Genomic DNA, 18,935 nt, shown 5'->3' on the forward strand with positions numbered 1-18,935 from the left:
ATGGCCGGATCGCGCGCAGTGGTGCCGGCCCAATTGGCCATCGGCCTTGGCCTGATTGTCCTCAGCCTCGTGTTGGCCGTGGGCGCCTGGCGCTTTCCGCCGGAGATGGGCTTCGTCATTCTGCCGGCCTATGTCTACCCCTGGGCGGTCGCGGGGTTTCTGGGGGGGGTGGGCGTGTTGTTGAGCTATCAGGCGATCAACGGCGGTTTTCGCGAACTGGATAACGAACCAACCCCCACCGTGGCGGGTGGCAAGGCTGGCGCGGCCTGGGTCACCGCAGGGTTGATCGGTGTGGCCGTGCTCATCAACCTCATCGGTTTCGTGCTGGCGGCCGGGTTGCTGTTTGCCTGTTCGGCGCGGGGCTTTGGCAGTCGTCATCCGCTGCGCGACCTGGCCATCGGCATGGGCCTGACCCTGCCGATCTATTGGTTGTTCAACGCCGGGCTGGGGGTTTCCCTGCCGCCGCTGGTCAACGCCTGGATCTGATCCAAGGAGATCGACAGCATGGATATTCTTGCAAGCCTGGCGATGGGTTTTTCCGCGGCGCTGACGCCAATCAATCTGCTGTGGGGCTTCATCGGCTGCCTGCTGGGCACCGCCATTGGCGTATTGCCGGGCATCGGGCCGGCGCTGACGGTGGCCTTGCTGCTGCCGATCACCGCCAAGGTCGATCCCACGGGCGCACTGATCATGTTCGCCGGGATTTACTACGGCGCGCAGTTCGGCGGCTCCACCACCTCGATCCTGCTCAATACGCCTGGAGAGTCGTCCTCCATGGTCACGGCGCTGGAAGGCAACCTCATGGCGCGCAATGGCCGGGCAGGGCCGGCGCTGGCCACGGCGGCGATCGGCTCCTTCGTCGCCGGCACCATTGCGACCATCCTGCTGACCCTGTTCGCACCGGTCGTGGCCAGGCTGGCGCTGAATTTCGGGCCGGCGGAGTATTTCGCGATCCTGGTGCTGTCCTTTACCACGGTGTCGGCGGTACTAGGCGCCTCCATGCTGCGTGGCTTTGCTTCTCTGGGGGTCGGATTGACCATCGGTCTGATCGGCCTCGACTCGACGTCGGGCATTGCCCGCTACACCCTGGGCGTGCCCGAAATGGTGGATGGCATCGAGGTGGTGCTGGTGGCGGTCGGATTGTTCGCGGTCGGCGAAGCCCTGTACAGCCTGCTTTATCAAACTGAGCAAGCGGAGGGCCGACATCGCCTGACGTCGTTGTGGATGAGCCGCGCCGACTGGAAACGCTCAGTGCCTGCCTGGTTTCGGGGCACGCTGATCGGCTTCCCGTTTGGCTCGATTCCGGCTGGCGGCGCCGAGATCCCGACCTTTCTGTCCTATTCCACCGAACGCAAACTGAGCAAGTACCCGAAAGAGTTTTCGGCCAACAAAGGCGAGGGCGCCATCGAAGGGGTGGCCGGCCCGGAAGCGGCCAACAACGCGAGCGCCACCGGCTCTTTGGTGCCGTTGCTGACCCTGGGCATACCGACGTCCGCCACGGCGGCGATCCTGTTGGCGGCGTTCCAGAACTACAACCTGCAACCGGGGCCGATGCTCTTCGAAACCTCCGCTGACCTGGTCTGGACCCTGGTGGCCTCGCTGTACATCGGCAACTTCATCCTGCTGGTGTTGAACCTGCCGTTGGTGGGCCTGTGGGTCAAGCTGCTGCAGATCCCCCGGCCTTACCTCAACGCCGGGATCCTGGTGTTCGCCACCATCGGCGTCTACGGCATGCGCCATTCTTCCTTCGACCTGCTGCTGATGCTGGCCATCGGTTGGGGGGGCGTGCTGATGCGGCGTTTCGACTTCCCGGTGGCGCCGGTGATCGTCGGCATGCTGCTCGGCCCGATGGCCGAGAAACAGTTACGCAATGCCCTGTCCATCAGTGAGGGCGACTGGACGGTGTTTTTGACGCAGCCCATCTCGGCGGTTTTCATGGCCCTGACGTTGTTGGTGCTGGTGGTGCCGCATCTGCTGCATGCCAGGGGTATCAAGTTGCATGAAGACGATTGAGTGGTATGTTTCTTAAGTCAGTTGATGCGTTGAGGAGTGAATTCGTTATTGTTTTGGTTGGAAGTGTTGGTTGCTTAGCGCTATTGATTAGCTTTCGCCACACGATCCGATATGCACGGGACTTTTTTTGCGATTTACTCTGATACGCTGCTGAAACACTCGTTTACAGGAGTTGTTCGCATGATTGGTAAGTTAATTTCGACGGGTTTCAGTTTGGCCACCTTGCCCGCCCGCCTGACTTTTCGCAGCGTCCGCGCCTTGGCCATGACGCCTGCCGAAGCCAGCCGCCTGCTGGCGGACATGCGTCAGGCATCGGATCAGGCGGTGCAGGAACTCCAGGGGCTGTTGGCCAACATCGATGCGGACATGACCCACAAAACGGCGCACCTCAGTGCTGCCGACAAGCGCCTGGCAGCCGAACTGGCCCTGCGCGCCGCCGAACAACACCTGAACATGGCCGCGATCAACATTCTGCGGGCCGTCTGGCTGACGCTTCACTCGACGCCGAACTTGCCGCCAAGCGAGCTTGATAAGCGGCTTGAACAGACACGTAACGACTAACAGACCGTTCGGCGGATCGGTCGATCCGAGCGAGAAATGGGAGCTTAGCATCCTTGAATCGGCGCTTCATGTGCAGGTGGGGTTTATGGAGCGCTTGCGGTGTAGGCGTCGCTGTGGCTGGCCGGTGCCGCCGCTTTCCGTGGCGACGGCCAGGCAAGGCACGCAACTGGGTGCCCATCTGAGCGGTCATGCTCAATCCGGATCGGGAACAACCCGTGATGGAAGAGGCGGCTCAAAAAACACCGTCGCCGCGACAACTATCTTGAAAAACGCCGTAAGCAATCTATGGTGAATTCAATACCTGACCCGAGCCGCCCATGAGCCAGATTAGCTTTTCCGATTTCGAATTGGCCGGCAAGCCCCAGCAAACGCGCCGCGAACGATTCCTTGTCGAGATGGATCAGGTCTGTCCTGTAGCGGCTTGCCGATGTTGATTGAACCGTATTACCCAAAGGCTGGCGGTGGCAACAAACCGTATCCGCTGGAAACCATGCTGTTCGCCCTGTCAAAAGGATTTATATCAAATGTCTAATTCTTTAAATTTAGATCGGCAGGTGTTTGATGCGCAGGTTTCAATGCCATCGATTTCGTTTGTTTGTTGTATTGAAAGTGGGCGGCTTGAAAGTCAAACTCTCCTTATGATCAAAACGCTTAGGAAGTTTGGCGGTCGGTTGGCAAATTGTACAGTGTTTGCAGTAAAGGCACGTGTGGGTGCACCCCTTTCGCGAGCAACGTTGCGCGCAATGCGCGAGTTAGATGTAACCTACGTCGATAACAGTGCATATAATGTGGCGCCTTGGTTTAACTATTCAAATAAACCGGCGGCGGTATATTGGGCGCAATGTAATGCAACAACTGATCTAATTTCTTGGCTTGACAGTGATATTTTGATTGCGTCGGAGCCTTCGGGGCTGCTGTTGGATTCAGGCGTTGATTTTGCCGCCCGTGCAGAATATCTTCCACCAGCTATTCATGAGGGGGTTGCAAGAAATACTCCTTATTGGCAGTCGCTGTGCAAGTTAATAGACGCCAATTTCGATGAGCTTCCATGGATATCACTAGAAAGTCCGGTGGTAAAAATGCGCGCTTTCTTTAACTCGGGTGCATTTGTCTGGCGTAGAAGTAGTTGTTTTGCAGAAAGCTATTTTTCAGCATTCGAAAAACTACTGAAAAGTAAACTGGCAAGCAGTTCAGGGTCTGCGTGGTATGCCGACCAGGTTGTTATTTCTCCCGTACTGGTAAAGCATAATATCAGCTGGCGCCACTTGAGCCTTGTGGAGCATCACATGGTTTTTCCTGGGCATATCGTCGGCCCATCAGCGACACCGTCCATGAAGAGTTCGAGTATCATTCATTATTCCGGGTCGCTTTCTGGTGAGTCGGAGCCAGCAATGCTGGAACGACTCATTAATGAAATACCCCATGTTCATAAAGAACTGATGGAGCACAGGGTAAATAGCGAAGTCCCCAAGACAAATATTATATGGTTCCCGTTACGTGTTTTGAGGAAAATCAGGCTTTGGTATTTCTTGAGATCTCTTGATGTTTCTGAAGTTGGTGTATAGCGAAGCGTCGCTGACTGTCAAATTCGTGCCTACGGGTTGTGAGGTGTTACAACCTGCCCGGAAAACCACTGCACAACCTGCGCGCACGCCGGATGCGCAGCCGCCGAGGGTTGCAGGCACAGCGAGTAAATTCCGCGGGTCTTCAAGGGTTGGCCGAACGGGATGACCAGGGCGCCGCGTTCGATCGACTCGCCGGCCAGGGTCATGTCGGTCATGGCCACGCCCAAACCTCGCGCGGCGGCATCGAGGGCCAGTTCGTCAAGATTGAAGGGGATATGGCGAAAATCCTCCAGCGCCATGCCGCCATTGGCGCCCAGCCAATTCTTCCAGTCATTCCTGTCGGCCGAGCGATGCAACAGGGCGAAGCCTGGCAGTTCCTCCAGCGATGCCAGCGCCAGCCCAGGCGCACACACCGGCACCAGCGCTTCCTCGAACAGGGTCAGGCAATTCGCGGCGCCGGACGGTTCGGGCAGGTAGAGGATGTAGGCGTCGCTGTCGCTGGCCGGTTCCACCACCTCGGTGGCGACGGTCTCGATCGCCAGCGATACCTGCGGATGATGCCGGTAGAAATCACTTAGCCTGGGCAGCAGCCAGCGCACGGCCAGTGACACGTGCATGCGGATGCGGAACGGACGCTTTTGCGGGGCGATCCGGTCCTCGAGGGCCTTGAGGTGTTCAAAGATGTGCCGCGCACTGGCGAGCACCTGTTCGCCTTCCGCTGTCAGCTGCAGGCTGCGGCTGGTCCTGACGAACATCGAGGCGCCGAAGTGACTCTCCAGTTGCTGGATTTTGCGGCTCACAGCGCTTTGGGTCAGGCACAGCGTTTGCGCCGCCTGGGTGAAGCTGCCCGAATCAGCGACCTCGACCAAGGCCTGCAGGCCCTGGAGCGAGGGAACGTGGCGAATGTTATCCATGCGTTTTCAGAATACCCGGATGATTTAATAACGTTGGTTGTCGTTGCAATGTCCCTTTAGATTCTAGTCATGGCGACCGTCATCTCCAACCACCCATGCAAATACTGCATGCGGGTTTACGAGAGGGGTCTGCACCACGACAGTCAACGAGGTGACGCATGGAAAACGTATGTGGCTGGATTGCGCAAGCCGGGGACAGCCCGTTTCGCGATCCGCTCAAGGGCACGCAGCAGGCCGATTGGCTGGTGATCGGCGCCGGCATCACGGGGCTGTGTGCCGCTCACTCACTGGCTGAATTGCATCCCCAGGCACGCATTGTGCTGGTCGACCGCCAGCGGGCCGCACAAGGGGCGTCGGCGCGCAATTCGGGGTTCGTGGTCACCCACGAACATCCCTCCCATGCCGAGTTGCAAGACTGCCCGGGTTTCGCCGACTTCCAGGTCGACACGTCGATTTCCCGTACCGCCAGCGACGAGGTGCGCAAGCGTATTGCCCGGCATGACATCGAATGCGATTTCCGCGAATCGGGGTATTTCTTTGCGGTCAGCGATCCGCGCAAGTTGACCCATGTCGAGGCCAAGTTGCAGACATTGCGCGCGGTGGGCGCCTCTGCGCAGTTTCTGCAAGGTGAACAGTTGAGCCAGAAGTTGGGAACCCGGCACTACCAGGCGGCGATCTGGTGCGGCAATGGTAATGCGCTGCTGCAACCGGCGAAGTACGTCAAAGGGCTGCTCGATGCACTGCCGCCGAAGGTGACCTTGTTCGAAAACACCGAGATCACCGGCCTGCAGCGCCTGGGCAATGGCCGCATCCGTGCCAGCGGCACCCATGGCTGTATCGAGGCCAGGCAAGTGCTGGTTTGCCTCAATGCCTTCATTCCCCGTTCTGGCATCAATGACAGTGGCACCTTCGCCATGGAACTCAGCGCCAGCCTCACCCGGCCCCTGAGCGATGAAGAATTTCAGGCCGTTGGGGCCGTGGAGCCTTGGGGCGTGCTGTCGACCCGCCCCCTGGGGGCCACGGTGCGCCTGACCCCGGATCGCCGGGTGATGATTCGCAACACCGCCGAATACCGCTCCCACGACTTGTCGCCCAGCGAACTGGCGACCCGGCGCCAGCACCATGTACTGGGTCTGCAGCGTCGTTTCCCGTTGTTGGGCGCGCAGGACATTGAATACACCTGGACGGGCCACCTCAGCGCTTCGCGTTCCGGGCAACCGTATTTTGCCAAGGTCGAGGAGGGTGTGTTCGCCGTGGCCGGGTGCAACGGTTCCGGCGTCGCGCGCGGCACGCTGTGGGGACGGCTGCTGGCGGAGCTGGCATCGGGTATCGAATCAAAGGTCTTGCAATCGGTCATCGACCGCGCCCAGCCCGGCTGGCTGCCGCCCAAACCCTTGCTGGATATCGGTGCCATGCTGCGTATGCGCGTAGAGACGGCCCGGGCCAGAAGCGAAATCTAGAACACCGCCTTTCACTCACAACAAAAGCACTTCAACACGAAGGTGATCGAACATGCGCGTCAATCCTGTTTCCCTGGTGGCACTGCTCTCTACGTTTTGCGCCGCCGCCTACGCCGATGAAACCGTGAACATTTCCAACTGGAACGGCTACATCGCCGACGACACCCTGGTCACGTTCACCCGGGAAACCGGAATCAAGGCCACCTACGACATCCATGACAGCAACGAAGTGCTGGAATCGAAGTTGATGACGGGCAATACCGGGTATGACGTGGTCAGCCCGTCGAACCATTTTCTGTCGCGCCTGATCAAGGCCGGGGCCATCCAGAAGCTCGACAAGAGCCAGCTGCCGGGCTGGAGTAACCTTGACCCGGTGCTGATGAAAAAGCTCGAGGTCAACGACCCCGGCAACCAGTACGGTTATCCCTACATGTGGGGCACTGCGGGCATTGGCTATAACGTCGAGAAGATCAAGGCGATCTTCGGCAACACCGATGTCACCCGTTCCTGGAGCCTGTTTTTCGATGAGGCCAATATCAAAAAACTCAGCGAATGTGGGGTGGCGATCATCGACAACCCGACGCAAGTGCTGCCGATCACCCTCAATTACCTGGGGTTGCCACCCCACAGCCATGAGCCGGCCGATTACAAGAAAGCCGAACAGGCGCTGCTGAAGATCCGGCCTTACGTCCAGTATTTCCACGCCTCCAAGTACATCAGCGACCTGGCCAACGGCAACGTCTGCGCGGTGATCGGCTTCAACGGCGACATCGTGCAGGCGGCTGCCAGCGCCAGGGAAGCGAAAAACGGCATCGACATTGCCTATTCGATCCCGGATGAGGGCTCTACGTTGTGGTTCGACATGGTGGTCATGCCCAAGAGCGCACCGCACCAGAAGAACGGCTACACCTACATGAACTACCTGCTGCAACCGCAGGTCATTGCCAACATCACCAACAGCATCCACTACGCCAATCCCAACAGCGCAGCGGATGTCGATGTGGTGCCGGCGGTGAAACAGGATCTGGCGATCTACCCGCCGAAAGCGGTGATGGACAAGTTGTTCACGGTAGAAGACTTGCCAGCCTCCATCGCCCGCTTGACCACGCGCCTGTGGACCAAGTTGAAAACCAATACGTAGGAGCGAGCTCGCTCACAGGGTCAGGTTTCGCCGCAAGACCGGGGTCAGTCCCCGACAATGGCGAGGATAACGGCACAGGATCCTGCGCATGTTAGCCGGCGAACTGGCGGGCCACGGCAGCTGTGCTAGCGTCTTGGGGTGAATCTCTCATTTGCGAGCCTCTGCCATGGACGAGACAGTCGTTAACGTGACCACTCAGAAGTTCAATGCCCTGCTTGCCGTGGTGCAGGCCTATGGCGCCGCGTTCGCGGTCAAGCTGCTGACCGCCGTCGCCTTCTGGATCGTCGGGCGCTGGCTGATCGGCTTTGCCGTCGGCATGGTGCAGAGGGCCTTGAGCAGGCAGAAGGTCGACCCGACCGTGCTGCGCTATGTGGGTTCGGCGATCACCGTGACGCTGAACATCATCCTGGTGATCGGCATCCTCGGCTACCTCGGCATGCAGACCACCACCTTCGCGGCGCTGCTGGCCGCGGTCGGCCTGGCAATCGGCCTGGCCTGGTCCGGGCTGCTGGCCAACCTGGCGGCCGGCGCCTTCATCATTGTGTTGCGTCCATTCAAGGTCGGCGACTTCATCAGTGCGGGCGGGGTGATCGGTACCGTCACCGAGATCGGTCTGTTCGCGACGGCGATCAACACCCCGGACAACGTGCTGACCCTGGTCGGCAACAACAAGATCTTCAGCGACAACATCCAGAACTTCACCCACAATTCATTCCGCCGCGTCGAACTCCAGGCGCAACTGTCTGGCGCGGCCGACTGGAAAGCCGCGGTGGCCTTGCTCAAGGAGCGCATCGCGGCCATCCCCAATGTGCTTGCCGAGCCGGCAGTGGATGTGGAGATTCTCGAGTTCAATCTGGTCGGCCCGGTGCTGGCGGTGCGGCCTTATTGCCACAATGAGCATTACTGGCAGGTGTATTTCGATACCAACCGCATCATCAAGGACGCCCTCGGCGAAGCCGGCTTCCCGGCCCCGATGCCAGCGCAGACGGTGATCTTCCAGCAAGGCGCCGCGTTGCCGCAGGCGTTGGCAAAACAGTGAGGGAACCGGGTGATGGCGGACTGTCGAGACAGGCCGCCATGAGCCTGCCGTCGTGTCTATCTCGTACAGGCCATGGGGAGTCAACCAATAAAATGCAGGATGCGCGCCCGAACCCGACGCTTGATCTGGAGTATTGTGTCGAACGTCCGATATTCATGGACTTCCTGCAGCACGCTGGACGCACACCCGATGCCGTGGCTGTGGTTTCTCAAGACGCCACGTGCAGCTACGGCGAACTGGAAGCGATTAGCCAGCGCCTTGCCTGCTTTCTGCTTGAACAGGGCGCGAGCGAATCCGACCGGGTCGTGATCGTCTCCAGTCGCTGTGCCGGCCTGGTCTACGCCATGCTCGGTGCCTCGCGCGCCGGCTTGACGTTCACCGTTGCCGACATGGCCTATCCCCGTGCGCGCATCGAACAGATCATCCAGGCGCTCCAGCCGACCTTTGTCCTTGTATGCGGCGAGGCCGCCTTCGAGCTCGATCCCCAGCGTTCGTCCGTCGTACGCGTGGTCAACATACCGGAGATGCCCGGCGACGCGCTGAAGGCGTTCGCCGTCGAGCCAAGGGTCTTGCCCGAGGTCAACCCTGGACACCCGGCCTATATCACCTTTACCTCGGGCAGTACTGGCGAGCCGAAGGGGATTGTCACCCATCATGCACCCTTGGTGCATTTCATCGAATGGCATAGCCAACGTCATGCATTGACCAGGGACAGTTGCTTTTCCCTGCTGTCGGGGCTGGGCCACGACCCGGTCTACAGGGACGTGTTCACGCCGCTCTCCATTGGCGCGAAAGTCATCATCCCGGCCCAGTCGACCGTGATCGATCCAGCAGCATTGGCGAAGTGGATACACCAGTATGGGATCTCCATCATTCACCTCACGCCACCCCTGGGCAAACTCATTGAAACCGGTGCGAAGATCAGTGGATTGCAGTTCAATGAGCTGCGTTATCTGTTTTGGGGTGGGGATGCCTTAAGCAGCACCCTTTACGAGCAAATACGCGTCATCGCCCCCAACGCCATCAGCGTCAACTTCTACGGCACGACGGAAACGCCGCAGGCGATGGCTTACCATCAAGTCGATCCCGCGCTCGACAATGCCAGGATTCCGCTGGGCAAAGGCATCGAGGGCGCGCAACTGTTGCTGGTCAATGAGGCCAATCAGTTGGTCGGCGAAGGCGAGGTCGGAGAAATCCTGATACGCAGCCCGTACTTGTCCCTGGGTTACTACGGTGACGCAGCGCTGACCCGGGAAAAGTTCGTGGTCAATCCCTACACCCATGCCGAGGGTGATATCTGCTATCGAACCGGCGACCTGGGCATTTATCTTGCCGATGGCAGTGTCATGTTTCGCGGACGCGGCGATAGCCAGGTCAAGATTCGCGGCCATCGCATCGAGCTCGCTGAAATCGAAGGCTCGATCTCAAGGCATCCCCGGATCAAACAGTGTGTGGTGCTGGCCGACAACGACCGTTCGAACGTGAAGCTGGTGGCCTGTTGCGTTTCAGCCAAGCCAGTTTCATCGGTCGAACTGCGTGAGCATGTGGGGCAGCAGCTGCCCGACTATATGGTGCCGGCCTTGTTCGTGTTCGTGGAGACGATTCCGTTGACGCCGAACGGCAAAATCGACAAGCGGGCGTTGCAGGCGCTTGTCGATAAACAGGCGACGCCCGTCAATGCCAGCCAGGACCTGTCGCCGTTGGCGCTCAACTTGACGCAGGCATGGGCCGAAATTCTTGAAGTGCCGCGCATTGATCCAGACTTGACGTTCGTGGAGCTGGGCGGGGATTCGCTCTCGTTCGTCCAGGCTTCAATGGTGCTGGAAGAGCTTATCGGTCATCTGCCCGATCAATGGGAAATGATACCGGTACTTGAATTGTGTGAACTGGCCAGCGACACCAAGGCTTCGAGGTTTTCGATACGGGCAATGGAAGTGCCGGTGTTTTTACGCGTGGTTTGCATCGTGTTGATTGTGGTGGGGCATTTTCAGGTGTTGTCACCGTGGCCGGTGTTCGGCGAAACAATGGCCTTGTTCCTGATTTCCGGGATCAGCCTGGCAAGGTTTCAATTAAAGGCCATCAATGAGTACGGTAGCGTGCGTACGCTGGTCAAGTCCGTTGCCAGTATCGCGGCGCCCACGATCCTGTACACGGTGTTGGTTCAGGTGCTGTTCGACACTGTGCATTGGCAATCATTGTTGATGATTTCCAATTGGTTTTCAGCGGATGTGGTCGGTATCTTTACCTATTGGTACGTTGAATTACTGGTGCAGATGCTGGTGATCATCGGGTTCGCACTGTCGTTCGAGCGCGTCAGGAACATCATCAGTGCAGACCCGTTTCGCTGTTTTGTCATTGCGTCCTGCGTGTTGGCGGTGGCTGATGTGCTGATCAGTACCTATGTGTTCGATGCGACCGCGCTGTTCAATCGGGTGCCACAGCATTACCTGGCGATCATGGTGCTCGGCATGGCCATCCACAGTGCCAGCTCAACAACCCAGAAGTGGATCGTCAGTGCCGTTGCCGTCCTGGTAGTGGGCTGGCAGGACATGGTGGCGATGTTGGGGTATGGACCGTTCGCCGCCGACATCTGGAACCATATCGATATCGCCGTGCCTGCCACTCTCCTGGTGATCTGGGTCCGGTCGATTCCCGTACCCGGACTCATGGCGCGGGGCATGGCATTGATTGCCTCCTCGACACTGTATATTTACTTGACGCACTTCCAGTTTCAGTCGGTGGCCCGGCGCATCGGCGACTCTCCGGTACTTGCGGTAATCTTTGCCGTCGTCGGCGGCGTTGCGGTGGCTTATGCCTGGAACAAGGTCGTGCGCTGGGTGTTGTTGCGCGGGAACGGCGACGGCAAGAAGCGTCGCGCGGATAAAATCGAGCGGGTGGCGTGACGGTTCCGTAAACTGGCGGCGCAACAGGCGTAGCTGCATGGATGCCTCGGCTGACATGCGTACGACGCCGCCTTACCACCTCAAGCAAGAGACCCCCATGGCAAACCAAGACCTGACCTTCGTTCCCGATCCCGATGCGGACTCCATCTCCTCCGACGTGGCCGGTTTCGCCGTCATGCTGGTCTCCACCCAGATTCCGACTCGTGCCGATGGCAGCCTTGAACTGGGCGATATCACCCTGCAAAGCGAGTGCACCCTGCAGGCGCTGAAAGTGGCGCTGGAGCGCGCCGGCAGTTCCATGGAACGAGTGCTGCACTTGACCATCTACCTCACCGACATGGCCGACCGCGCCGCTTTCAACGAGGTCTACAAGCGTTTCTTCGCCAAACCGTGGCCAGTGCGCGCCGCGGTGGGCGTGGCGTCGCTGGCGGTCGAGGGCATGCGCGTGGAAGTTACTGCGATGGCTGCCAAGGCCTGATAGCAATATCTTTTGCCTTTATTGCTCCGTGGGTCGCCGCGCTGAGCCAAGGATGGCCCAGCGCGGCGGGCCCTGTAGGAGCGAGCATGCTCGCGAAAAACTCCAGAACAACACGGGCATTCAGATAGCCCTCGTCATCGTTGACGACCATCGCGAGCATGCTCGCTCCTACAGTGGGTTTGCGGTACACGCGATGTTGAAGGTCGCTCCCCAACCCGCCACCTGGCAGTACACGGGTGCCCGTCGCTCATTTCACCGCTACAATGCGCACCTCGATCGTGACAGCCTGACTAAAAAAATATTATGTCCCTGCCCAAACATCACCTGGAATTGCTCAGCCCCGCCCGTGACGTGGCTATCGCCCGCGAGGCGATCCTGCATGGCGCCGATGCCGTTTACCTCGGTGGCCCGAGTTTCGGCGCCCGCCACAACGCCTGCAACGAAGTGAGCGATATCGCCGCACTGGTGGAGTTCGCCCATCGCTACCACGCCCGGGTGTTCACCACGATCAATACGATCCTGCACGACAATGAGCTGGAGCCGGCCCGCCAGCTGATCCATCAACTGTACGATGCCGGTGTCGACGCGCTGATCGTCCAGGACCTGGGCGTGATGGAACTGGACATCCCGCCGATCGAGCTGCACGCCAGCACCCAGACCGACATCCGCACCCTGGAGCGGGCGAAGTTCCTCGACCAGGCCGGTTTTTCGCAACTGGTACTGGCCCGCGAGCTGAACCTGCAGGAGATCGGTGCCATCGCCGACGAAACCGAGGCGGCGATCGAGTTCTTCATCCACGGCGCGTTGTGCGTGGCGTTTTCCGGCCAGTGCAATATTTCCCACGCGCAGACCGGCCGCAGCGCCAACCGCGGTGACTGCTCCCAGGCCTGCCGTCTGCCATACACCCTTAAAGACGAAAAGGGTGGGGTGATCGCCTACGAGAAGCACCTGCTGTCCATGAAGGACAACAACCAGAGCGCCAACATCCGCGCCCTGGTGGAAGCTGGCGTACGCTCGTTCAAGATCGAAGGGCGCTACAAGGACATGGGCTACGTGAAGAACATCACCGCCTACTACCGCCAACGCCTGGACGATGTGCTCGAAGACCGTCCGGACCTGGCCCGCGCGTCCAGTGGCCGCACCGCGCATTTCTTCCTGCCTGATCCGGACAAGACGTTCCACCGTGGCAGTACCGACTACTTCGTCAGCGAACGCAAGATCGACATCGGCGCCTTCGACTCGCCGACCTTCACCGGCCTGCCGGTGGGCGTGGTGGAAAAAGTCGGCAAGCGCGATCTGCTGGTGGTCACCCACGAGCCACTGTCCAACGGTGACGGCCTCAACGTACTGGTCAAGCGTGAAGTGGTGGGCTGGCGGACCAACATCGCAGAGCCAAAAGGCGAGTTCGAAGAGGACGGCGAGAAACGCTATCGCTACCGCGTCGAGCCGAACGAGATGCCCAAGGGCTTGCACCAGTTGCGCCCGAATCACCCGCTGAGCCGCAACCTGGATCACAACTGGGCCCAGGCGCTGCAAAAGACCTCCGCCGAGCGCCGGATCGGTCTTGCCTGGGTGGCGCGCCTGCGTGAAGATCGCCTGGAACTGATTGCCACCAGTGAAGAGGGCATCAGCGCCAGCGTCGCCCTGGACGGTCCGTTCGGTGTGGCCAACAAACCGGAACAGGCCCTGGAGCAGATGCACGATCTGCTTGGCCAACTGGGCACCACCGAGTACCACGCCACCAACATCAAGCTGGACGCCCCGCAGGCGTTCTTCATTCCCAACTCGCAGCTCAAGGCCTTGCGCCGCGAAGTGATCGAAGCGCTGACCGTGGCGCGCGTCGCGGCACACCCACGGGGCGGCCGCAAGGCCGAGACCAGTCCGCCGCCGGTGTACCCGGAGTCGCACCTGTCGTTCCTGGCCAACGTCTACAACCAGAAGGCCCGCGACTTCTATCACCGTCACGGGGTCAAGCTGATCGACGCAGCCTACGAGGCCCATGAAGAGACCGGCGAAGTCCCGGTGATGATCACCAAGCACTGCCTGCGGTTCTCCTTCAACCTGTGCCCCAAGCAGGCCAAGGGTGTGACGGGCGTGCGCACCAAGGTCGCGCCGATGCAATTGATCCACGGCGACGAAGTGCTGACATTGAAATTCGACTGCAAGCCTTGCGAGATGCACGTGATCGGCAAGATGAAGGGCCATATCTTCGATTTGCCGCAACCGGGCAGCGTGGTGCAGCAGGTCGTCGGGCACATCAGCCCCGAAGACCTGCTAAAAACCATCCATCGCGCGCCCCACTGAGTGATCGGCGAGCGCGCAGTCAAGGCTGCGCGCTCGCCAACTCACCCCGCGGGTCCGCTCACCTCAGGTCGAAGCGGTCAAGGTTCATCACCTTGGTCCAGGCCGCCACAAAGTCCTTCACGAATTTCTCCTCGCCGTTACTGGCATAGAATTCCGCCAGCGCGCGCAATTGCGCGTTGGACCCGAAGACCAGATCGACTCGCGTGCCCGTCCACTTTTTCTGGCCGGTCTTGCGATCGCTCGCTTCAAACTCTTCCTGGGCGTCCGACACCGGTTTCCACTCCACGCCCATGTCCAGCAGGTTGGTGAAGAAATCGGTGGTCAGCGCTTCGGGCCGCGTGGTGAAGACGCCGTGGGAAGTCTGTCCAGCGTTGGTGTTGAGCACGCGCAGGCCGCCAATTAGCACGGTCATTTCCGGCGCGGAGAGGGTCAGCAACTGCGCTTTGTCGATCAACAGCGACTCCGCCGATACGCGGTATCTGCCTTTGAGGTAATTGCGGAAGCCATCGGCGATCGGTTCCAGAAAACCGAAAGACTCGACATCGGTCTGTTCCTGGGAAGCGTCCATGCGCCCCGGCGTGAAAGGCACCGTGATCGTGTGCCCGGCATTTTTCGCGGCCAGTTCAACGCCTGCACAGCCGGCGAGGACGATCAGGTCGGCCAGGGAGATTTTCTTGCCGCCGGCGTTGAATTCCTGCTGGATACCCTCCAGTTTCGCCAGTACGCTCGCCAGTTGGTCGGGCTGGTTGGCCTGCCAGAACTTCTGTGGGGCCAGGCGCAAGCGCCCTCCGTTGGCACCGCCGCGTTTGTCCGAACCACGGAAGGTGGAAGCCGCTGCCCAAGCCGTCGAGACCAGTTGCGAGACCGACAGGCCCGAGGCCAGCAGCTTGCTTTTCAGGGCAGCGACGTCGCTGTCGTTGACCAGCGGATGATCGACTTCAGGAATCGGGTCTTGCCACAGCAGTTCTTCAGCGGGCATTTCCGGGCCGAGGTAGCGCGAGAGCGGGCCCATGTCGCGGTGGAGCAGCTTGTACCAGGCACGGGCGAACGCGTCGGCCAGTTGATCGGGGTTCTCGAGGAAGCGCCGGGAAATCGGCTCATAGATCGGGTCGAAGCGCAGCGCCAGGTCTGTGGTCAGCATGGTCGGATTGCGACGTTTGGACGGATCGTGCGCGTCCGGAATGATCCCGGCGCCAGCACCGTTCTTGGGCGTCCACTGATGGGCGCCCGCCGGGCTCTTGGTGAGTTCCCATTCGAAGCCGAACACGTTCTCCAGGAAGTTGTTGCTCCACTTCGTGGGCGTGGTGGTCCAGGTCACTTCCAGGCCACTGGTGATGGTGTCCGGGCCCTTGCCGCTGCCGAAGCTGTTCTTCCAGCCCAACCCCTGTTCTTCCAGGCCAGCGGCTTCGGGTTCGGCACCGACATTGTCGGCAGGGCCGGCGCCGTGGGTCTTGCCGAAGGCGTGACCACCAGCAATCAGCGCCACGGTTTCCTCGTCATTCATGGCCATCCGGCCGAAGGTCTCACGGATGTCCTTGCCGGCGGCCACCGGGTCCGGGTTGCCTTCCGGGCCTTCCGGGTTCACATAGATCAGGCCCATTTGCACGGCCGCCAGAGGGTTCTCCAGATTACGTCCTTGCTCGGTACGGCTCTCCTCATTTTCCCCAGGTTCGGCAACGAGCGGGCCTTCGCCGGGTTCTTGCATGGCTTTTTGCGCTTTGTCGTACCGGACGTCGCCACCCAACCATTTGTTTTCCGAGCCCCAGTAGACATCCTCGTCCGGTTCCCAGACGTCAGGCCGGCCGCCGGAAAAACCGAAGGTCTTGAAGCCCATGGATTCCAGCGCGACGTTACCGGTCAGGACGATCAGGTCGGCCCATGAAATGCTGTTGCCGTACTTTTGCTTGATCGGCCACAGCAGGCGACGGGCCTTGTCCAGGCTGACGTTGTCGGGCCAACTGTTGAGCGGCGCAAAGCGCTGCTGGCCAGAGCCGGCGCCGCCTCGGCCATCGCCGGTACGGTAGGTGCCGGCGGAGTGCCAGGACATGCGGATGAACAGCGGTCCGTAGTGTCCGAAGTCCGCGGGCCACCAGTCTTGCGAGTCGGTCATCAGGGCGGTCAGATCACGCTTGAGCGCGGCAAAATCCAGGGCCTTGAACGCCTGGGCATAGTTGAAGCCCTCGTCCGCGGGGGTGGACAGGGACGAGTGCTGGTGCAGGATCTTCAGATTCAGCTGGTTCGGCCACCAATCGCGGTTCGTGGTGCCACCACCAGCGGCGTGATTGAACGGGCATTTCGTTTCAGTTCCCATCTGTGAGCTACCTTTGGTCGTGTTCATTCAGCCATTGTCCCGACAGGTACGATGGCAGTGAGTGAAATCAATGACTCAGGCTGTTGGCCCAGCAAATCGATCAACTGATTATCGTGGCCAAATGGGCATCACCGGCACTGGCAAGCAAATTGCCAACGGGATGACCCACGGTATGCCTAGTCGGTTTCTGACTCCCGCTTTATCTTCTTATCAGGTCTCGGCCAGCCAGACCGCACCGGCGTTTGATAAGGCTAGACCGCCGTTGGGCAGACGGCTAATAGCTGGAGTATTTGTAGCCGATAGGCGAAATCTTTCAAGGCGCCTGTGGGGCTTCATTATAAACGCCTGCCCGCCAAGCGCCGGCAAGCCGGACTCCTGCCATTATTTACGTCTGGGCAGTGTCCAGTTCGGTCGTATGAAATGGCAGGTGTAGCCGTTGGGATAGTGTTCGAGGTAATCCTGATGCTCAGGCTCCGCGTCCCAGAATGGCCCGGCGGGCTCTATTTCAGTGACCACCTTGCCCGGCCAGAGGCCGGAGGCGTCAACGTCGGCCACGGTGTCTTCGGCTACGCGTTTCTGCTCGTCATCCAGGTAATAGAGTGCCGAACGATAGCTCGTCCCCAGATCATTGCCCTGACGGTTTTGGGTGCTCGGGTCATGGATCTGGAAGAAAAACTCGAGGATCTGGCGATAGCTGATCTGCTCCGGGTCGAAGACGATTTCGATCGCTTCGGCGTGGGAGCCATGGTTGCGATAGGTTGCATTGGGTACATCGCCGCCCGAGTAACCGACCCGAGTGGAAATCACGCCCGGGTAGCGTCGAAACAGATCCTGCATGCCCCAGAAGCAGCCGCCAGCCAGGATGGCGGTTTCGGTGTTCGTCGTCATCACTACGCACCTCCCATCAAAGAGCGGCCTCCGTGGGGGAGGCCGTCAGACCCTCAATGCATCTTGCTGTGATCCATGTTGCCGTGATCCATCGTACCCAGTGCCCGGGCCTGCGCGTCTACCTTGATCGTTTCTTTCTCGCCCTTGGCGTTTTCCACGGTCAGGGTCAGGGGCACGCTGTCGCCTTCCTTGATCTGGCCCGTCAGGTCCATGAGCATGATGTGGTAGCCATGGGGATCGAAGCTCACTGGCTTGCCGGCCGGCAACGCCACGGACTCGACCTGCTGCATGCTCATCACATCGTCTTTCATGCTCGATTGGTGAATCTGCACCATCTTCGCCACCGGCGACTGCACGCTAAGCAGCTTGCTGTCGGTGTCGGCCTGCAAGGTCATGAAGGCGCCGCTCGAAGGCTGGCCGGCCACCGTCGCCCTGACCCAGGCGTCGTTGACCCGGGTTTGCGCGGACACCTGCCACGCCATGCCGATCAGGGCCATTCCCAGTACAAGCTGTTTGATGCGTGGTGCGCAAAACGAAGTCATCAGCAGACCTCCATGACGGTGAGCAGGTCTTCTGCGCACTCTTGAGCGGTAAGGGACGCGGACAGACCGAGGCGCAAATTGCCACGGGAGTCGAACACGAAGCTGGTCGCGGTGTGGGACAGGGTGTAGGTATCGCCGCTTGGGACTTTTTCGAAGAATACGCCGAACTCCTTGGCGGTGGCGGCGGTTTCTTCCAGGGTGCCGTACAGCGCCTCGAAACTCGGGTCGAAGGCTTTGACGTATTTGTCGAGCATTTGCGGGGTATCGCGCTCTGGGTCCAGGGTGATGAAGATCACTTGCAGGCGCTCGCCATCGCGGCCCATCAGTTTTTTCGCCTGGGCGGCGCGGGCCAGCGTGGTCGGGCAGACCGCCGGGCATTGGGTGAAACCGAAGAAGATCATCGGCATCAAGCCCTGGTAGCTGCCGAGCATCCGGGTTTCGCCCTCGGCGTCCTTGAGCTTGAAGGAACGCCCCATAATCTTGTCGCTCAGGTCCTTGCCGTACTTGAACGACAGCTTGCTGCTGTCGTCGCAGCCGGCGAGCAGGCCGAGGCTCAAAAGGCTCATGCCTTGCAGGACCGTGCGGCGGGAATACAACGTACTCATGGAAAAAAGCATCCTGTGTAGCCACTGGAAAAACACAGTGCCTGATCAATCAGACGAGAAAAAGCGCAGGGATGTTAACAAACTGTTGCCCGTTGGCGCTCAATCGGTGGCCGGCCGGTCATGCGCCAAAAGGTCGCGGGTGCTTGAATACATGAAAATACAAATGGCCTGGAGGCAGACACATTGCAGATACATCAGTGGGTTTTAATCG

16 protein-coding genes and 1 pseudogene are annotated in these 18,935 nt (G+C 59.9%); 11 read left to right on the plus strand and 6 right to left on the minus strand.

The genetic code is table 11. The annotated features are described in order from the left end of the window. From ACA058_RS12665 to ACA058_RS12685, 5 genes and pseudogenes are all read left to right on the plus strand, one after another. A complete protein-coding gene (locus tag ACA058_RS12665) occupies nucleotides 1-486 on the plus strand; it encodes a tripartite tricarboxylate transporter TctB family protein (protein WP_497639382.1) in 486 nt (161 codons plus the stop codon). A gap of 18 nt (nucleotides 487-504) precedes the next feature. Then, complete coding sequence (locus tag ACA058_RS12670) at nucleotides 505-2,013, plus strand: tripartite tricarboxylate transporter permease (RefSeq protein ID WP_497639383.1); 1,509 nt, start codon at nucleotides 505-507, stop codon at nucleotides 2,011-2,013. Nucleotides 2,014-2,193: 180 nt separating this feature from the next. Further along, entirely contained in the window at nucleotides 2,194-2,574 is a 381-nt protein-coding gene (locus tag ACA058_RS12675) for a hypothetical protein (protein ID WP_497639384.1), read from the plus strand. Nucleotides 2,575-2,891: 317 nt separating this feature from the next. Next, a pseudogene (locus ACA058_RS12680) lies at nucleotides 2,892-3,070 on the plus strand (IS5/IS1182 family transposase); the annotation flags it as partial. A gap of 28 nt (nucleotides 3,071-3,098) precedes the next feature. After that, nucleotides 3,099-4,139 carry a GT-B fold glycosyltransferase domain-containing protein gene (locus ACA058_RS12685; protein ID WP_497639385.1) on the plus strand — a complete coding sequence of 347 codons (1,041 nt, stop codon included), beginning with the start codon at nucleotides 3,099-3,101 and terminating at the stop codon, nucleotides 4,137-4,139. A 29-nt stretch (nucleotides 4,140-4,168) separates the two neighbouring features. Here the strand turns inward: ACA058_RS12685 and ACA058_RS12690 are convergent, their stop codons facing one another. Next, a complete protein-coding gene (locus tag ACA058_RS12690) occupies nucleotides 4,169-5,053 on the minus strand; it encodes a LysR substrate-binding domain-containing protein (protein ID WP_497639386.1) in 885 nt (294 codons plus the stop codon). Between the two features lie 158 nt (nucleotides 5,054-5,211). Between ACA058_RS12690 and ACA058_RS12695 the strand changes: the two genes are divergently transcribed. The 5 genes from ACA058_RS12695 to ACA058_RS12715 all read left to right on the plus strand — a co-directional run bounded on the left by ACA058_RS12695 (nucleotide 5,212) and on the right by ACA058_RS12715 (nucleotide 12,074). Then, nucleotides 5,212-6,513, plus strand: coding sequence for an NAD(P)/FAD-dependent oxidoreductase (locus ACA058_RS12695; protein WP_497639387.1), 1,302 nt, complete (start codon nucleotides 5,212-5,214; stop codon nucleotides 6,511-6,513). Between the two features lie 52 nt (nucleotides 6,514-6,565). Further along, on the plus strand, nucleotides 6,566-7,654 hold the full coding sequence (locus ACA058_RS12700) for a polyamine ABC transporter substrate-binding protein (RefSeq protein WP_497639388.1): 1,089 nt from the start codon (nucleotides 6,566-6,568) through the stop codon (nucleotides 7,652-7,654). 166 nt (nucleotides 7,655-7,820) lie between these two features. Beyond that, nucleotides 7,821-8,693, plus strand: coding sequence for a mechanosensitive ion channel family protein (locus ACA058_RS12705; protein ID WP_497639389.1), 873 nt, complete (start codon nucleotides 7,821-7,823; stop codon nucleotides 8,691-8,693). 92 nt (nucleotides 8,694-8,785) lie between these two features. Further along, nucleotides 8,786-11,596: an amino acid adenylation domain-containing protein gene (locus ACA058_RS12710; protein ID WP_497639390.1), complete on the plus strand. Its 2,811-nt coding sequence runs from the start codon at nucleotides 8,786-8,788 to the stop codon at nucleotides 11,594-11,596. Between the two features lie 97 nt (nucleotides 11,597-11,693). Continuing rightward, the gene (locus ACA058_RS12715) at nucleotides 11,694-12,074 is read left to right on the plus strand and encodes a RidA family protein (RefSeq protein ID WP_497639391.1); all 381 of its coding nucleotides are present in this window, start codon (nucleotides 11,694-11,696) and stop codon (nucleotides 12,072-12,074) included. On the opposite strand, the gene ACA058_RS12720 is transcribed toward ACA058_RS12715, so the two are convergent. Then, nucleotides 12,049-12,234, minus strand: a complete 186-nt coding sequence (locus tag ACA058_RS12720; RefSeq protein WP_497639392.1) for a hypothetical protein — start codon at nucleotides 12,232-12,234, stop codon at nucleotides 12,049-12,051. The two genes, ACA058_RS12715 and ACA058_RS12720, sit on opposite strands and share 26 nt — an antisense overlap. Nucleotides 12,235-12,377: 143 nt before the next feature. On the opposite strand from ACA058_RS12720, the gene ACA058_RS12725 reads away from it, so the two are divergent. Next, a complete protein-coding gene (locus ACA058_RS12725; RefSeq protein WP_497639393.1) occupies nucleotides 12,378-14,378 on the plus strand; it encodes a peptidase U32 family protein in 2,001 nt (666 codons plus the stop codon). A 58-nt stretch (nucleotides 14,379-14,436) separates the two neighbouring features. On the opposite strand, the gene katG is transcribed toward ACA058_RS12725, so the two are convergent. The 4 genes from katG to ACA058_RS12745 all read right to left on the minus strand — a co-directional run bounded on the left by katG (nucleotide 14,437) and on the right by ACA058_RS12745 (nucleotide 18,724). Beyond that, nucleotides 14,437-16,689, minus strand: a complete 2,253-nt coding sequence (gene katG / locus ACA058_RS12730; RefSeq protein ID WP_497639394.1) for a catalase/peroxidase HPI — start codon at nucleotides 16,687-16,689, stop codon at nucleotides 14,437-14,439. A gap of 381 nt (nucleotides 16,690-17,070) precedes the next feature. After that, nucleotides 17,071-17,577 carry a peptide-methionine (S)-S-oxide reductase MsrA gene (msrA, locus tag ACA058_RS12735; protein ID WP_497639395.1) on the minus strand — a complete coding sequence of 169 codons (507 nt, stop codon included), beginning with the start codon at nucleotides 17,575-17,577 and terminating at the stop codon, nucleotides 17,071-17,073. A gap of 53 nt (nucleotides 17,578-17,630) precedes the next feature. Beyond that, nucleotides 17,631-18,119 carry a copper chaperone PCu(A)C gene (locus ACA058_RS12740; RefSeq protein WP_497639396.1) on the minus strand — a complete coding sequence of 163 codons (489 nt, stop codon included), beginning with the start codon at nucleotides 18,117-18,119 and terminating at the stop codon, nucleotides 17,631-17,633. Beyond that, nucleotides 18,119-18,724 (minus strand): SCO family protein, encoded by a 606-nt coding sequence (locus ACA058_RS12745; RefSeq protein WP_497639397.1) that lies wholly within the window; start codon nucleotides 18,722-18,724, stop codon nucleotides 18,119-18,121. The genes ACA058_RS12740 and ACA058_RS12745 overlap by 1 nt, the downstream gene beginning before the upstream one ends. Nucleotides 18,725-18,935 lie beyond the last annotated feature (211 nt).

This window comes from Pseudomonas sp. LBUM1649, from assembly GCF_059716155.1.

Bases quoted from the DNA above. Each gene is read 5' to 3' on its own strand.
- msrA (WP_497639395.1), bottom strand. From the start codon at position 17,577: ATGACGACGAACACCGAAACCGCCATCCTGGCTGGCGGCTGCTTCTGG.
- ACA058_RS12665 (WP_497639382.1), top strand. From the start codon at position 1: ATGGCCGGATCGCGCGCAGTGGTGCCGGCCCAATTGGCCATCGGCCTT.
- ACA058_RS12670 (WP_497639383.1), top strand. From the start codon at position 505: ATGGATATTCTTGCAAGCCTGGCGATGGGTTTTTCCGCGGCGCTGACG.
- katG (WP_497639394.1), bottom strand. From the start codon at position 16,689: ATGGGAACTGAAACGAAATGCCCGTTCAATCACGCCGCTGGTGGTGGC.
- ACA058_RS12700 (WP_497639388.1), top strand. From the start codon at position 6,566: ATGCGCGTCAATCCTGTTTCCCTGGTGGCACTGCTCTCTACGTTTTGC.
- ACA058_RS12695 (WP_497639387.1), top strand. From the start codon at position 5,212: ATGGAAAACGTATGTGGCTGGATTGCGCAAGCCGGGGACAGCCCGTTT.
- ACA058_RS12715 (WP_497639391.1), top strand. From the start codon at position 11,694: ATGGCAAACCAAGACCTGACCTTCGTTCCCGATCCCGATGCGGACTCC.
- ACA058_RS12710 (WP_497639390.1), top strand. From the start codon at position 8,786: ATGCAGGATGCGCGCCCGAACCCGACGCTTGATCTGGAGTATTGTGTC.
- ACA058_RS12720 (WP_497639392.1), bottom strand. From the start codon at position 12,234: ATGCTCGCGATGGTCGTCAACGATGACGAGGGCTATCTGAATGCCCGT.
- ACA058_RS12685 (WP_497639385.1), top strand. From the start codon at position 3,099: ATGTCTAATTCTTTAAATTTAGATCGGCAGGTGTTTGATGCGCAGGTT.
- ACA058_RS12740 (WP_497639396.1), bottom strand. From the start codon at position 18,119: ATGACTTCGTTTTGCGCACCACGCATCAAACAGCTTGTACTGGGAATG.
- ACA058_RS12725 (WP_497639393.1), top strand. From the start codon at position 12,378: ATGTCCCTGCCCAAACATCACCTGGAATTGCTCAGCCCCGCCCGTGAC.
- ACA058_RS12675 (WP_497639384.1), top strand. From the start codon at position 2,194: ATGATTGGTAAGTTAATTTCGACGGGTTTCAGTTTGGCCACCTTGCCC.
- ACA058_RS12690 (WP_497639386.1), bottom strand. From the start codon at position 5,053: ATGGATAACATTCGCCACGTTCCCTCGCTCCAGGGCCTGCAGGCCTTG.
- ACA058_RS12745 (WP_497639397.1), bottom strand. From the start codon at position 18,724: ATGAGTACGTTGTATTCCCGCCGCACGGTCCTGCAAGGCATGAGCCTT.
- ACA058_RS12705 (WP_497639389.1), top strand. From the start codon at position 7,821: ATGGACGAGACAGTCGTTAACGTGACCACTCAGAAGTTCAATGCCCTG.